At 65.2% G+C, this 13,764-nt stretch carries 14 protein-coding genes; 6 read left to right on the top strand and 8 right to left on the bottom strand.

The features are described from left to right. Positions 1–6 precede the first annotated feature (6 nt). The 3 genes from MYCSP_RS11850 to MYCSP_RS11840 are packed head-to-tail and all read left to right on the top strand — an operon-like array spanning position 7 to position 4,513. Positions 7–1,482: a flippase gene (locus MYCSP_RS11850; protein ID WP_083013251.1), complete on the top strand. Its 1,476-nt coding sequence runs from the start codon at positions 7–9 to the stop codon at positions 1,480–1,482. A gap of 5 nt (positions 1,483–1,487) precedes the next feature. After that, positions 1,488–3,470, top strand: coding sequence for a glycosyltransferase (locus MYCSP_RS11845; protein ID WP_083013368.1), 1,983 nt, complete (start codon positions 1,488–1,490; stop codon positions 3,468–3,470). A gap of 14 nt (positions 3,471–3,484) precedes the next feature. Further along, positions 3,485–4,513, top strand: a complete 1,029-nt coding sequence (locus MYCSP_RS11840; RefSeq protein WP_235629560.1) for a glycosyltransferase family 4 protein — start codon at positions 3,485–3,487, stop codon at positions 4,511–4,513. Here the strand turns inward: MYCSP_RS11840 and MYCSP_RS23120 are convergent. Then, positions 4,478–5,491 carry a glycosyltransferase family 4 protein gene (locus MYCSP_RS23120; RefSeq protein WP_157886181.1) on the bottom strand — a complete coding sequence of 338 codons (1,014 nt, stop codon included), beginning with the start codon at positions 5,489–5,491 and terminating at the stop codon, positions 4,478–4,480. The two genes, MYCSP_RS11840 and MYCSP_RS23120, sit on opposite strands and share 36 nt — an antisense overlap. Before the next feature lie 126 nt (positions 5,492–5,617). Here MYCSP_RS23120 and MYCSP_RS11830 point away from each other — a divergent pair, with 126 nt between their 5' ends. After that, complete coding sequence (locus tag MYCSP_RS11830; protein ID WP_157886180.1) at positions 5,618–6,652, top strand: glycoside hydrolase family 6 protein; 1,035 nt, start codon at positions 5,618–5,620, stop codon at positions 6,650–6,652. Here MYCSP_RS11830 and MYCSP_RS11825 read toward each other — a convergent pair. Next, the gene (locus MYCSP_RS11825) at positions 6,649–7,779 is read right to left on the bottom strand and encodes a class I SAM-dependent methyltransferase (protein WP_088415584.1); all 1,131 of its coding nucleotides are present in this window, start codon (positions 7,777–7,779) and stop codon (positions 6,649–6,651) included. The genes MYCSP_RS11830 and MYCSP_RS11825 overlap by 4 nt on opposite strands. Between MYCSP_RS11825 and MYCSP_RS11820 the strand changes: the two genes are divergently transcribed. Continuing rightward, on the top strand, positions 7,768–8,325 hold the full coding sequence (locus MYCSP_RS11820; RefSeq protein WP_088413844.1) for a dTDP-4-dehydrorhamnose 3,5-epimerase family protein: 558 nt from the start codon (positions 7,768–7,770) through the stop codon (positions 8,323–8,325). The two genes, MYCSP_RS11825 and MYCSP_RS11820, sit on opposite strands and share 12 nt — an antisense overlap. Before the next feature lie 5 nt (positions 8,326–8,330). Here the strand turns inward: MYCSP_RS11820 and MYCSP_RS11815 are convergent, their stop codons facing one another. The 5 genes from MYCSP_RS11815 to MYCSP_RS11795 all read right to left on the bottom strand — a co-directional run bounded on the left by MYCSP_RS11815 (position 8,331) and on the right by MYCSP_RS11795 (position 12,600). Beyond that, positions 8,331–9,356 (bottom strand): NAD-dependent epimerase/dehydratase family protein, encoded by a 1,026-nt coding sequence (locus MYCSP_RS11815; RefSeq protein WP_070910205.1) that lies wholly within the window; start codon positions 9,354–9,356, stop codon positions 8,331–8,333. Continuing rightward, entirely contained in the window at positions 9,353–10,039 is a 687-nt protein-coding gene (locus tag MYCSP_RS11810) for a PIG-L deacetylase family protein (RefSeq protein WP_235629472.1), read from the bottom strand. Before MYCSP_RS11810 ends, MYCSP_RS11815 begins: the two co-directional genes overlap by 4 nt. Beyond that, positions 10,003–10,791 (bottom strand): glycosyltransferase family protein, encoded by a 789-nt coding sequence (locus MYCSP_RS11805; protein ID WP_083013255.1) that lies wholly within the window; start codon positions 10,789–10,791, stop codon positions 10,003–10,005. The genes MYCSP_RS11810 and MYCSP_RS11805 overlap by 37 nt, the downstream gene beginning before the upstream one ends. After that, positions 10,788–12,050, bottom strand: coding sequence for a class I SAM-dependent methyltransferase (locus MYCSP_RS11800; protein ID WP_083013256.1), 1,263 nt, complete (start codon positions 12,048–12,050; stop codon positions 10,788–10,790). The genes MYCSP_RS11805 and MYCSP_RS11800 overlap by 4 nt, the downstream gene beginning before the upstream one ends. A gap of 73 nt (positions 12,051–12,123) precedes the next feature. Then, on the bottom strand, positions 12,124–12,600 hold the full coding sequence (locus MYCSP_RS11795) for a nuclear transport factor 2 family protein (RefSeq protein ID WP_083013257.1): 477 nt from the start codon (positions 12,598–12,600) through the stop codon (positions 12,124–12,126). A gap of 147 nt (positions 12,601–12,747) precedes the next feature. Between MYCSP_RS11795 and MYCSP_RS11790 the strand changes: the two genes are divergently transcribed. Beyond that, positions 12,748–13,119 (top strand): hypothetical protein, encoded by a 372-nt coding sequence (locus MYCSP_RS11790; RefSeq protein ID WP_070910200.1) that lies wholly within the window; start codon positions 12,748–12,750, stop codon positions 13,117–13,119. 13 nt (positions 13,120–13,132) lie between these two features. Here the strand turns inward: MYCSP_RS11790 and MYCSP_RS11785 are convergent, their stop codons facing one another. Continuing rightward, complete coding sequence (locus tag MYCSP_RS11785; protein ID WP_088413843.1) at positions 13,133–13,681, bottom strand: hypothetical protein; 549 nt, start codon at positions 13,679–13,681, stop codon at positions 13,133–13,135. Positions 13,682–13,764: the final 83 nt, after the last annotated feature.

The following is a 13,764-nucleotide window of genomic DNA, read 5'->3' as shown; positions in this document are numbered from 1 at the left end:
TAGCACATGACGTCGGAACGCGCCGACGGATCCCCGGTTACCGAGCCGGCGTCGGGACGCCGGATCGCCGGTGCGGTGGCATGGCAGCTCGGTGGCCGGGTGCTGGGCACGATCGCGTCGATCGGGTCCATCGCGCTGACCACCCGCGCCCTCGGCCCCGAGTCCTACGGGCACCTGAACTCCGCGATCTTCTTCATCGGACTGTGGACCAGCCTGACCGAATTGGGTATCGGCGTGGTCATCGTGCGGCGCGTCTCGGCGGGGACGGGGAGCCTGCAACGGTTGGTCGGCATCAATCTTGCCTTCTCGCTGAGCTATTGCCTGCCGCTTGCCGCCCTGGCCGCCGTATCGGGCTGGGTGGTCTACACCGATCAGCCCGAGGTGCAGTCGATGCTGCTGATCGTCAGCGCAAGCCTCGCATTGACGACGCTGTCGAGCTGCCTCAACCCGATATTCATGTCCGCGGTGCGGTTTTCAGCGGTGGCGCTGGCCGACACGTTGTCGCGTGTTGCGATGCTCGCGGTCACGGTTGTTTTGGTGACCATGGGCTCCGCCCACGTGTGGTACGCGCTGCCCCAAGTCGTCGCCCCTGCCATGCTGCTCGTGGTCCAGGCCATCGCGGCGCACCGGATCACCCCGCTGCGCTTGGTCATGTCGGCGAGCGAGACATGGAGCTTGGTGCGCGAGAGCTTGCCCCAGACCATCGTGCTCGTGATCGGGGTGCTCTACTGGCGCATCGACGGTGTGATCCTGAGTCTGTTGAGTACACCCGCCGAGGTTGGTCGGTACGGCCTGGCGTACCAGACCGCCTTCACCCTGTCGCTCATGGGCAACTTCTTTCTGGGCGCGACGTTGTCCACGATGGCGGGGCTCTTCGCCTCCTCGCGTGAGAGGTTCGCGGCCTTCATCGAGCGCTCGATGGGTTTGATGCTGGCGATCGCGGTTCCCATCGCGGTCGTGGGATTCTTCGTCGGCCGCGACCTGGTCGCGTTCCTCGGTTCCGAGCAGTTCGTGGACAAGTCGAACCTGGTGATGCCGCTACTTCTGGTCGCGGTGGGTCTGACCTTCCTTACGGGCGCCGTGAGCCAAGCCCTGTTCGCCGCGCATCGTCAAGCTTTTCTGTTGCGTCTCAACGTCTTCAATCTCGGGGGAAACGTTCTTCTCAACATCGCGCTCATCCCTCACCTGGGCTCGCTGGGCGCCGCGATCGCCTTGGTGGCCAGCGAGGTCGTGGGCCTGATCGTCGCCAGCATCAGGCTGTCCACCTGCACCTCGTACCGCACGCCCTGGATGTTCTTGATCCGGTTGTCCATACCGACACTGGCCGCTGTCGGAGCACTGGGACTTGCCGCACGATGGTTGCCTGATCTGACGGCCGCGGCGATCGCTGCCGTGGTCTACGTGGGTGTGAATCTGTGGGCCGGCCCGGTACATCTGCATGATGTCCGTGAACTACTCCGCAAGGAGGGCGCAGAAGAGTGATCGGTGTGGGTAGGAACAGACGCAGGGAACTCAATCGGGCCTATCTGCCGGAACCCCAGGCCGGTGAGATCGATGGGAGCATCGCGGTGTGCGTGGTGGCATACCGCCGCCCGGATCTGCTGGACGACTGTCTACGGTCTTGTCGCGAGCATCTCGCCGATCTGCCGATTCATGTATGGGACAACTCCGGCGCGAACTATCCCGGTATGGAGGCTGTTCGGGCGTCCCATCCTGAGGTCAGCTGGCATGGAACGGGTGAAAACCTCGGATTCGCCGCTGCTGTGAATCGGCTGGCGGCCCTCGTTCCGGGTGCCAATCTGCTGCTGCTGAATCCCGATGCCGTCGTCACCGGCCCGCTGGCTCAGACACGAAACCAGATCGCATACGGTGCGCGCGTCGCCGCGGCAGCGCCGCAGATCGATCCGGCCAACCCGCATCCCGGCGAGCTTCCCTGGGACAACAGCCATCGCTCTCCGAACCTGCTGCGCGCCTTGGTATCGCGTGCAGGATATGCGCCTGCCTGGCGCGGCCGCGTGATCTCCGAGCTGTATCGCGCGCGCCCCACCAACGTCGACGGCTACCTCACCGGGGCATGTCTGTTGATCAATCGCCGGGCGTGGAATGAAGTCGGCGCTTTCGACGAGGAGTTCTTTCTCTATGGCGAGGAGGCCGACTGGCAGCTGCGTGCCCGTTCGGCGGGCTGGCAACTGGTCCTCGCGGACGAGCTCGGTGTCACGCACAGCGCCAAGGGAACCGTCACCGGAGATCGTGAGCGCAGCATTCGCTCCGACGATCTGCTGCGAGCCAATATCGCGTTGACACTGGAACATGCGAAAGGCGTGCGCACAGCGGATCTGTATCTGGCCGGCACATCGGTGCTGGACCGTGTCCAGCCCGCCGCGCGCCGGCTCCGCCAGACGCGGCTTCGAACCGGTACGGGCCGCCCCCAGATCATTCTCACGACGAATCGGCTGGTGTACGGGGGAGCAGAACGCCAACATGTTTTGCTGGCAACAGAATTGGACCGGCGGGGCTATGCCGTGACCATCGCCTGCATGCAGCGTTTCGGCCCGTTGGTGGCGGAGATTCCCGCGACCGTGCGGGTGGTACGCCAGCCGTGGTGGTGTCCGGCATTCGAGATCGGGGAGGGGCCCGCGATCCTGGTCTCCGGGGATACCAACACCGAAACGGGTTGCGCCACGCTGTGGCGCGCGTCCGGACGTGAGCGCCGGTGGCTGGTGGCGGCACACATTCCGCCGGCGCTGGATACCGGGACCTACTCGGCGCCGCTGGCGGCCGCGATGAACCGCGCCGACGGCTTCATCGCGCTGTCGCGCCGGCACTGGGACGAGGTGTCCGCGCATCAGCGGGTGGGCGCCCGCTTCTTCACCGCCCCCAATGGCGTGGTGAACCGCAGCGACCTGCCCGCGACAGCACCGGTGCGCCGGATCTCCAGCAGGCCCTTGCATTTCGTGATGTTGTCCCGGATCGTCGAACACAAGAACCCGCACCTGCTGGTGGAGGCCCTGAGCGGGCTCACCGAATACGATTGGCAGCTCTCCATCTTCGGCGACGGGCCCGACCGTCCCAGGTTAGAGGCGCTCACCCCCGACACGGTGCGTGACCGGATTCATTGGCGTGGTTGGTCGCCCGGACCCGCGCACGCCCTGGCCGACTGCGATGTGCTCTGCGTTCCCAGTCGCAGCGAGGCCTTTCCCTTGGTGATCTTGGAGGCGATGGCACGCGCGGTACCAGTCATCGGATCGGCGGTCTGCTCGGTTCCCGACATGCTCGCCGACGGCAGTGGTGTGGTGGTCGACCCGATAGATGTCACATCGTGGCGCGCCGCACTGCGGGATGTCCTTCGCCGCCCAGAGCGTTTGACGGCACTCGGGCGCAATGGCTTTGAGCGAATGCGTGATTTGTACACCATTGAGACAATGGCGGACTCGTACGAGCAGGCCTTCACCTCGGTGCTCAAGGATTGACATCCGCGATGAGAATTCTCTGGTTATCGCCGTGGATGCGTTCGCTGGCCCGCGTCCACGCCGAGGCCCTACAAGCTCGCGGCGCCTCGGTGTTGTTGGTGACCTCCGATCAGCATCCCGAGTCCGACACGGCGCGCGATTACGAACTCGTCTTGCAGCCCTCGCTCAAGTCGCCTGCCGGATGGGCTTCCTGGGCGCGCGCGGTGCCGCGGGTTCGCGCGTTTCGGGCCGACGTGGTGATCGCCGAGCTTGTTCGCGATCCCCGTTGGCAGGTGTTCGGCGGCGATCGTCCGCGGGTGTTGCTCGTCCACGACGATCGTCCGCATGACGCCTCCGAGGCCATATCTCGATGGCGCAGTGGCGCATTCCGCCGGTGGGAGGCTGGCGCTGTTCACCGCGTGGCGTTCAGTGACTACGTCGCGCGGCAGATAGCCGCCCGGGCATCTTCTCCCGTCGGGGTGGTTCCACTTGCCAGTGATCTCGATGCGTACCGCGTGCCGCCATTGGTCCCCGCGTCCGGACGCCGGGACTTCGTCCTGGTCGGCCGACTCAACGACTACAAGAACGTCGACGTGATCCTTCGTGCGTGGCAGGCGCATGTCGCCGGACCGGGGTGGCGCGGTGATCAGCTGGTGCTCATCGGCGACGGCGACATCGGCGGTGCCTTGCCGGATTCCGTGCGGTGGGTCCGTGGCCGGTACAGCTATGACGAGGTGTTACCACCACTTTCCCGGGCCAAGGCATCGATAGCGCACTATCGGCAGGCTTCGCAGAGCGGCGTCCAGACCCTCTCGATGCAGCTGGGGGTCAATGTCATCGTCTCCACCGAGGGAGCGCTGCCGGAATTTCAGCCACCCGGGCAAGCCGCGTTGGATCGTGACGACGTGGCCGGTCTCACGGCGGCGTTCGACTGCCATGCCGATCCGGTCACCGCCGCCGAACTTGGTGCGGCAGCACGCGCGCACTACGCCCGGAACTTCTCCGCACCGCACGCGGCCGCCAAGCTGTTAACGATCTGCCAGGGACTTCCAGGTACGCACTAGCTGCGCCTCCCAGTGTGCAATGTCGAGGCCGCGGACCGTTTCCCGCCCTGCGGCCGCCAACCTGGCACGTTCCCCGTGGTCGTTCGTGAGCAGGGTGAGGGCCGCTGCCAGGGCATCGACATCGCCGGGTGTGACAAGCACACCGTTTTCTCCGTCACGCACCACCTCGCCGATCGACCCGACCGGAGTGGTGATCACCGCGACGGACGAGGCCATGGCCTCCAACAGCGCCATGGGCAGCCCTTCGGCGTGACTGGGGAGCACGAAAATATCTGCACCGCTGAGCAATTGTGCCCCCGCATGCGCATCCAACCAGCCGTGCACGGTGATCACGTCGGCAGCACCGGCCGACGCCACCGCGGCCCGTGCCTGTTCCACCTCGCCGTCGCCGGCAAGGTGGACACGTAGGGTCGCACGCACCTGTGGTGCGAGAACGGTTGCCGCCCGGATGATGTCGTAGGTGCCCTTGCGGTGACCGAGTCGGCCCAGGCTGACCGCTGTCACCAAGCCCCCACCCGAAGGGGCGGCCGTCTGATCGGGAATGCGCACCGGATTCTGCAGCACGGCAACGCGATGGGGCTCCAGCTGAAGACAGGTGGCATACTCGTCGGCCAGGCGGCGGCCCAGGATGATCCACCGATCGGCACGCAGTCCCCAACGCACACCGCGTTGCACCACCGGCCGTTGCCCCCGATACCACCCGGCGAAATCGAAGCTGTGGGCGTGGATGAGTGTCGGCACTCCCCGGATGTGTGCGGCGCGCAGGGGGAGGGCCTTGCGGACGACACTTCCGCCGTGGCCCAGATGGACATGCAACACATCGACCTGTCCGGTCAGGACCAACCAGGACGACAACAGCATGCCGCGAATGCCGACCCACAACCAACGCCACCGTCCGGCGTCCACATAGGTGGGCACGACACGCACCGTGACGGCCGGGTCAGTCAACGCCGCCATATGGGACATGACGGTTGCCATGCCACCCCTGCTCTCGAGGCTGGCCGGGGCCGGACCTACGGCCAACACGCGCACCGGCCCGGGCGCTGGCGAGGAGTGGGGCACGGGCCAAGTGTAGAGCTCAACCCCTCGGTATCGTTCCTGGCTGTGACCGGTGCGCGAACCGTGCGAGACCGCCATCCATCGGTGGCCGGGATTGCCCTGCTGACGGTGCTGGCGCTGATAGCTGCGATGGTGCTGACTCGCGACTCCAGCAAGTTCGTCGCGCCCCGCGCAGTCGACACGGCCCCGCACCGACTCGACACCGGTGCGTTGGTACCGGGTGCGCTGGACGTGCAGTGGTGGGTGCGGACCCATCCCGAGGATCCTCGAGCTGCTGCCATCCGGGATCGGATCGCGCACCATCCGATTGCGATGTGGGCCACCGGAGACGACGAGAACGACAGCCGCAACATCGGCGATATCGTCGCGCGTGCGCGACGCGCGGGTGGTACCGCGCAACTGGTGCTGTACAACATTCCGGATCGCGACGACGGCTTCTCCGGACCACACCACGCCGTTACCCCCGCGGTCTATCGTGCCTGGGTCGACCGCGTGTCGCTGCTCGTGGGCGATGCTCGGCTGGTACTGATCGTCGAGCCGGACGCCCTGTGGTTCGCCGATCGACAATCCTTGCAGGGCACCGATTTCGGCGATCGAATCGGTTCCCTGCGGTACGTGGTGGACACCTTCTCCACACGGAACCGCAATGTGCGCGTCTACGTGGACGCGGGAACCTCGTCGGGTTCGGTGACTCCTGAGCGGATGGCCGCTCTGCTCGCGAGGGTTGGGGTTTCCGATCGGGTGGGATACGCCGTCAATGTCTCGTCTTTCGCCCCCACATACGAGATCACCACATATGCCCAACGGATCAGGGCGGCGCTGCAGCGCTGGTTCGGTGTGCCGGATCCGCGCTATGTGGTCGACACCTCGCAGAACGGCAACCCCGAGTGGAACTTCGACTGGTGCAATCCCGCGGGGCGCAGACTCGGCACGAAACCGGCGGTGTTGGGGCAATCCGACGGCCTCGACATGAACCTCTGGGTTCTCGCGCCCGGCAGTTCCAACGGTCCCTGTGGGGTGGCGCCCGATGCGCCCGGGGGAGAGTTCAGTCCAACATTGGCGACCGCACTACTGGGCTAACACAGTCCGGTCGCCCAGCGGCCTTCCAGCTCCGGGAAGCGCAGGCGCACCTCCGTATACAGATCTGGCAGGGTGAGCAGCACCTGCTCGGGATCTGCGGCCAGAAGGTCGGTGGGCGGCACAATGGGGATGTCGGTCCCGGGCATACGGCGGCCCTGTTTGGCGGGTGAGGCGTCGGCGACCGCGAGTATCGATTCCGACGTCAGGCCCGCGCGGTGAAATAGGGCCACCGCACGCGACGGCGCTCCGTACGCGTACACCGTCTCTCCCGAAGAACGCCTCTGGTCGAGCCACAGCACGAGGCGGCGCACCTGCTCGTCAACCACCTGGTGCAACCGGCGTAAGCCATCTGCGGTCACCGCGCCGATTGCCTTTTCACGCTCCAGCATCTGCTGCGCCGACGGTGGAAGCGGGTGGGTTCCGTGTCGTGCGGCCACGAGCACGGTGCCGCCGTAGAGGTCGAACTCCCATGCCTGCACTATCGACATCCCTGCATCGGTGAGCATTCGGCGCAGTGCGGTCAGGGAGTAGTAGGCGAAATGACCATGCCGCAAGGAATTCCACTGCCCAAGTTCCACGATCGTGGCGATCGAGTGGAACTGCAGAAGTAACACGCCGTCGGCTCCGGTGCGGTCTGCACGCATCGCGATGGCGTCGGCTTGATCCGGATCGTGCATCATGCCGAAGCTATCGAGCACCAGGTCGGCCGGCTCGTCGGTTGCGACCTGAAAACCTCTGGGGACCACGAGGTCGAGCCAGCTTCCCCCGTGCGGGCTGGTGAACTCGTGCACGGTGCGTCCGATGAGAAGCCCGGCGGCCTCCACTCGGCCGACCGCATCGGCAGCCTGATCGCGGAGGGCCTGCGGTTCCACGGCCCGCGGCTCTTCGGTATCGGTGTCGTCGGTCTCAAGCTGGGCGAGAGCACAATCCGTACACAGCGCCATCGCCAGGGGGTGCACCGCGTCGTCGGTGGGCGAACTGGCAGCGACGGGAAACAGGTCCGCGGCGGGAACCGCACCCAAGTCGAGCACCCGGTGCAGACGGTGGCTGCGGCAGTACCGGCAGGTGATCACCGTTGGCGCCCCATTCCTTCCGAGGTACGGCAGGATGACGTGGTGCGCATCCATACCACCGAGATCGACGGCGTGCTGTTGATGGAACCCACACCGCACCACGACGATCGCGGGTTCTTCACCCGCACGTTCGATGCCGTGTTGTTCGACGAGTACCAACACGCCGCGGGACGTGCGGTGCGGGCCGGCGATTTTCTCCAGGACTCCCAATCACGTTCCCGACAAGGCGTCGTCCGCGGTTTGCACGGACGGTCCGGCGAGGGCGAAAGCAAGCTGATCCGGTGCGCCCGCGGCGCCGTGTTCGACGTGCTGGTGGACGCACGTCCCGATTCACCGAGCTTCGGGCGCTGGCAGAGCTTCACGCTCGACGATTCCACCTTGGCGCACCTATTCGTTCCGGCCGGCATATTGCATGGCCATCAAGCGCTGACAGAGTGGGCCGACCTCTGCTACCGCATCGACCGGCCCCACGACCCGGCCGAGGATGTCGCTGTGGCCCATGACGATCCCGACCTCGCCATCGACTGGCCCCTCGCGATCACGGTCATCAGCTCCAAGGACGCCGCCGCGGGCAGTTGGGCCACGCTGGCCGGCCGATGATCCACTCACCGCGCTGCCGGTCGCAGACTGTCGTCGACGGCTCCGGATTCGCGCAGGCTCTTCAGGTGCGCCAGGCGGGTAAAGGATTGGCGGAACATCGATTCGGACAGACCTCCGGCGACGCACTGCTCATAGAGCTCCTTGGCGCCCGCCGCGATCGACCACCGAGCCCGGTACCCGGGTAACGCCGCCCGAATCGCCGAGAAGTCGACACGATAAGAGCGGGGATCGGCGCCGGTTTCGCCGGTGATGGTCAGGGTCGAGCCGGGCACCGCGGCGACGGCGGCCTCCGCGATCTGTGCGACCGTCTGATTGTTCTCCTCGGTGCCGACGTTGAACGCCGCACAGTGGATGACGTCCTGAGGTGCCGTAAGGCATTCAAGGAATGCGGTGGCGATATCGCGCGCGTGGACCAACGGGCGCCACGGAGTTCCGTCCGAGAGCACCCGCACCTCTCCGGTGAGAACCGCATGACCGACCAGGTTGTTCAGCACGATGTCGGCGCGGAGCCGGGGTGAGTACCCGAAAGCCGTGGCGTTGCGCAGAAACACCGGCGAGAACCCCGAATCGGCGATCGCCGCCACGTCGTCTTCGACGCGAACCTTGCTTTCCGCATACGGGGTGAGGGGTTTGAGCGGAGCGCTCTCGTTCACCAGATCCTCGCCGGCGGACCCGTACACCGAGCAGGTCGAGGCGTATAAATACCGGCTCACTCCGGCGTCCTTGGCCAGGCGCGCCAGGCGCACCGAGGCGTGATGGTTGATGTCATATGTGAGGTCGGGTGCCAGTGCCCCCAACGGATCGTTCGACAGCGCCGCCAAGTGAATGACCGCGTCGAAACCGGACAGCTGATCGGCCGTCACGTCTCGCAGGTCGACGGCAATCGACGGCGGATCCGCGAGTTCCGGGCCCAGTACGCAGCCGGCGAACAGGCCCGAATCCAGACCGACGACCTCGTGACCGGAGTCGGCGACCACCTGCGACATGACTGTGCCGAGGTAGCCCTGATGGCCGGTGATGAGAACCTTCACAGTGCTGCTCCCACGTTGATTGTTGCCTTCTCCAGTACGAATGCCTCCGCGTACCGACTGCGGCATTGGACACCGCGCACCCGCGCCAACGCCAGAAAGGCCTCGCGATCGAACCAGTCATGTGGCCGCTGGGACGGATAGTGGGTGTAGATGAGTTCAGCTTTGCTGCTGGCGATCTCATCGCTCAGCGGCTGGAACACGGTCGGCGTGGGCGTATCGGTCTCCCACTTGATGATCTCGTAGCCGAGTATCAGGTGGTCGCGAAACTCGGTGGGTGCCAATAAGGCCAGCATTCGGTGATCCTGATGAGCGTCATGTCGCTGCGGCGCGAATACCACCGTGGCCGCGGACTGACGACGAAACACCGCCACCGCCTCCTTGACCGCGTTCCAGTGTGCGGGTGCCCGGCCATCGGGAAAGTCGAGTACCTCGACGGTGAGATGCGCCCCGGGACACAGCGCACCCAACGCGGCTCGCTCCTCGTTCTCCCGTTCGGTACCACCGCCCGACAGCACCAGCGCTCGCACACGCAGGCCGGGATGCCGGGCCGCCACGGTCAGCAGTGTCCCGCCCATGCCTATGGCGATATCGTCGCAATGTGCTGCCAGCAGCGCGATCTCGCTGATCGAGCCGGTGCCGAGTTCGATCACGCGGTGGCCGACTCCTGCTCCCAGACCATCCATGGGCGAATGCCCTTGCGATAGCCCTCGTCGAGCTCGGCGCGTTCCTTGAACGTGTCCGCAGGCTTCCAGAATCCGCTGAACTTGTAGCCGAACATCCTGCCCTCCTTGGCCAACGACCCACAGGCGTCCTCGACCAGGTCGCCCCCGGCAGGCAGATAGTCGAAAACGTCCTGGGAGAGCACGAAGTAGCCACCGTTCTCCCACATGTCGAGCTTGGACACTGCGGTGATGTCGGTAATGGACCCGCCCTCGTTCACATCCACCGTGTGAAACGACGATTGCGGGGGGACCAGGAGCATGGACGCCGCGGCGCCGGAGTTCCGGAACTTGGCCACCAGGTCGTCCAGGGGGGCGTTGGTGAGAACGTCGGCGTAGTTGGCAAGGAAGTAGCGGTCGTCGCCGAGGTGGTGGCGGACGCGGCGAAGTCGTTCACCGATGGGTGACTCGGCACCGGTATCCGCGAACGTGATGGTCCAATCGGCGATGTCGGACTTCAGCAGTCGTACCTGTCCGTCGGCCAGGATGAAATCGTTGGACTGCGCTTCGTTGTAGCTCAGGAAGAAGTCCTTGATGGCCTCGGCGCCGTACCCCAGGCACAGAATGAATTCCTTATGCCCGTGGTACGCATAGTATTTCATCACATGCCAGATGAGCGGACGGGGCCCGACCATCTGCAGCGGCTTGGGGATCACGTCGCCGGCCCCGTTGCGCATGCGCATTCCGAAGCCGCCGCAGAAAAGCACGACCTTCATACCGATGCTCCTTCGGGCTCGACGTGGGGTTCGACGACATGCAGCTGCGGCAGCGGATAAACGAGCTTGCCGCCCCATTCGCCGATATGCCGCAACTGTTGCGTGATCTCGGTTTCCAGATTCCAGGGCAGCACCAGCACCACATCGGGCTTGTCCTCGTCGATGCGCTCGGGGGAGTGCACCGGAATTCGGGTACCCGGGCTGTACATGCCCTGCTTGTAGGGGTTCCGGTCGACGGTGTAAGCCAGCAGGTCGGTTCGGATGCCGCAGTAGTTCAGCAGGGTGTTGCCCTTGCCGGGCGCACCGTAGCCCACGACGGTCTTGCCTCGCGCCTTACTGGTGAGCAAGAACTGTAAGAGTTCCAAGCGAATTCGCTCTGTCGTGGCGCGGAACCGCTCGTACCCGGACAGTTCGTGCAGGCCGGCACGCCGTTCCAACTCCAGGACCTCGGCCACCGACGGCGCAATCTTGGGACGGCATTCGCGCGGACGCGCCCACACCCTGATCGAACCACCGTGTGTATCAAGGAGTTCGACATCGACAACTTCCAGATCTCCCACCGCGAGCGCCCTTTGGGCCGCCAGCACGGTGTAATACTGAAAATGTTCGTGATAGATGGTGTCGAACTGGCCGAGTTCGATGAGATTGAGCGCGTGATGCACCTCGATGCTCACCCAACCGTCGTCGGCGACCAGCCCGCGCAGGGCGCGCGTGAAACCGCGCAAGTCCGGGATGTGCGCGTAGACGTTGTTCGCGGCGACAAGGCGGGCGGGGCCGTGCTCGGCACGAACGCGGGCGGCGGTGTCCTCGTCCAGGAATGCCGTCAGCGTCGGAACACCCTTGTCGCGCGCCGATTGTCCGACATTCACCGAGGGTTCGATCCCAAGGCAGCGAATCCCCTCTGCGACGACGTGTTGCAGGAGGTAGCCGTCGTTGCTGGCCACCTCGACAACGAAGTCTTCGTGGCGGTCGGGGCAAAGTTCCAGTCGTGCAATGGAGTTGGTGACATATGAGCGCGCGTGGTCGACCCAGCTGTCGGAGTACGACGAAAAGTATGCGTACTCGGTGAAGTTCTCCTCGGGGCTGATCAGCGCGGGGATCTGCAGCAACATGCAATCCCGGCAGAGTCTCAAGTGCAGAGGGTAGGTGGGCTCCGGAAGATCGAGCTCGGCCGCATGCAGAAACTTCTGACAGGGCGGGGTGGCGCCCAGATCCACCACGCTGAGCAGCTGCGTCGAGTCGCACAGGCGGCAGCGCACCGGTTCCTCCTTAGCCAGCAATGTGGAGTACGGATGTCTCCAAACTCGGCGCTAGGGTACCCGGTTCTGAGCGCTACTGCGACCAGCGGTTCGCGATCAGGTTGAAACCGATGTCCTTGGTGTTCTGCATGGCCTCGTACAGCCGGTAATAGGAGATGTAGCTGATGCGCCATTTCCCGTCCGCATCACGGCGGTATCGATCCGTGTAGTACGAGGTCCCGGTGATGAGGACGTGATGCGCCGGGACGATGACGACATCGCTCATGGCCCAGCTCCCGGTAGCGGAGTCGCCGTCTACGTGGATCTCGGGATGGCTCATGGTGTGCACGCTGGTGATGTCGGTGGTCAGCGAGGAACGCATGTAGTCGACAACACCTGCACGCGAGGTGAACTCAAGGGGTGCACCATGTACCGCGGTGCCATATGTCGCCTGGACGTCCTCGGTGAGTGTGTCGGCGAATTCATCCCACAGCTTGTTGTCGAGGGTGCGGGCATAGCGGTACTTGAGTTCGGTGATCTCGTGGATGTCGACGAGTGTGGCGAGAGTCATGATCGCCAGTCTTAGCACGCGGCGACGCGTCGCGTGCCACATCGGTAGGGGTTAGACATGGTGTGCGGTTCCTACCAAGATCATCTGTAAATCCTGTGCGTGAGAGTACATTTGTCCTGTATCTGTCGGCCATTGAATGAGGTGCCCATGAACTCCATCGCCCGTCTCATCGTGGCGCCCGCCGTCGGTGTGGTCGCCGCTGCCTTCGTCGGATTCGGAACGGTGGTGGCCTCGGCCGACCCGTCTCCGGCGCCTCCGGTCCCGGGCGCGCCCAACTCGCCTTCGCACGGATCGCTGGTCGACCAGCCAAGTGACGACGGAAACAGCGGCTGGGGCTATCTGCCCCGCGGCGCGGGTTCCCAGTGCGAGAACGCCTGGGTGGTTTGCGGTTCCGACAACAACCCGCCCGAATCCGATCTCGGTCCCGGACACGACGACGACAACGGCTGGGTCAGTGCGCCCGGTGACACCGGTGCCGACTGTGAGAACCCCGGGGTCACCTGTACCGACGTCGGCTAGACGGCCGGGCGGGTTAATACATCTGGCCGTAGGCCATTGACACCCAGCTGTGCTGACCGGCGGCTCCTTGCACCTTGACGGTGTGCGGCGCCGCCGGATCGGCTCTGACGGCAAGGAGCATCACGATGATGCCCACCTTGCCGGGATCGTCTCCACACAGGCCACCGCCGGGCACGGGCGTGCCGTCGAGAGCGATGTTGATCGGCGGGCCGCCGGTGCACAGCGCCCCGATGTAGGCGGTTGGTCCCGACGCCGACGGCTGGGGTGGCACCGGCATGTCATAGCTGCCTGTTGCGTCCTTGGTAGCGGCGATGACGGGGTTCTGCAGGCTACGGAACGCGTCGCGGATGCGCTTGGCCGGCTCTTCGGCGCCGGCATTGGGGGCCGGCGAAATCGAGGTGGACCTGGGCACGGTCGACGCGGTGAAGGTCTTCGTCGTGGCGGTTGACGTGCCTGTCGACGATGCCCCCGACATCCGGGTGATACCGGACGATGCCTGGCACGCGGTGACCGTAGCGGCACACACCACGAGCGTCAGCAGGCCGACAATCGCTCGATTCATGCGGGAATCAAAGCATGAGGGCGGTAGTCCGTGGCCCCCTCGGTGACTTTCGACATCGCCCACCCGTCCAGGGGCGTCGGGCA

Origin of the sequence: Mycobacteroides saopaulense (genome assembly GCF_001456355.1) — a bacterium.
Taxonomy (GTDB): Bacteria; Actinomycetota; Actinomycetes; order Mycobacteriales; family Mycobacteriaceae; genus Mycobacterium; species Mycobacterium saopaulense.
Note: the sequence above shows the minus strand (reverse complement) of the source record. Positions and strands in the feature narration are given on the sequence as shown.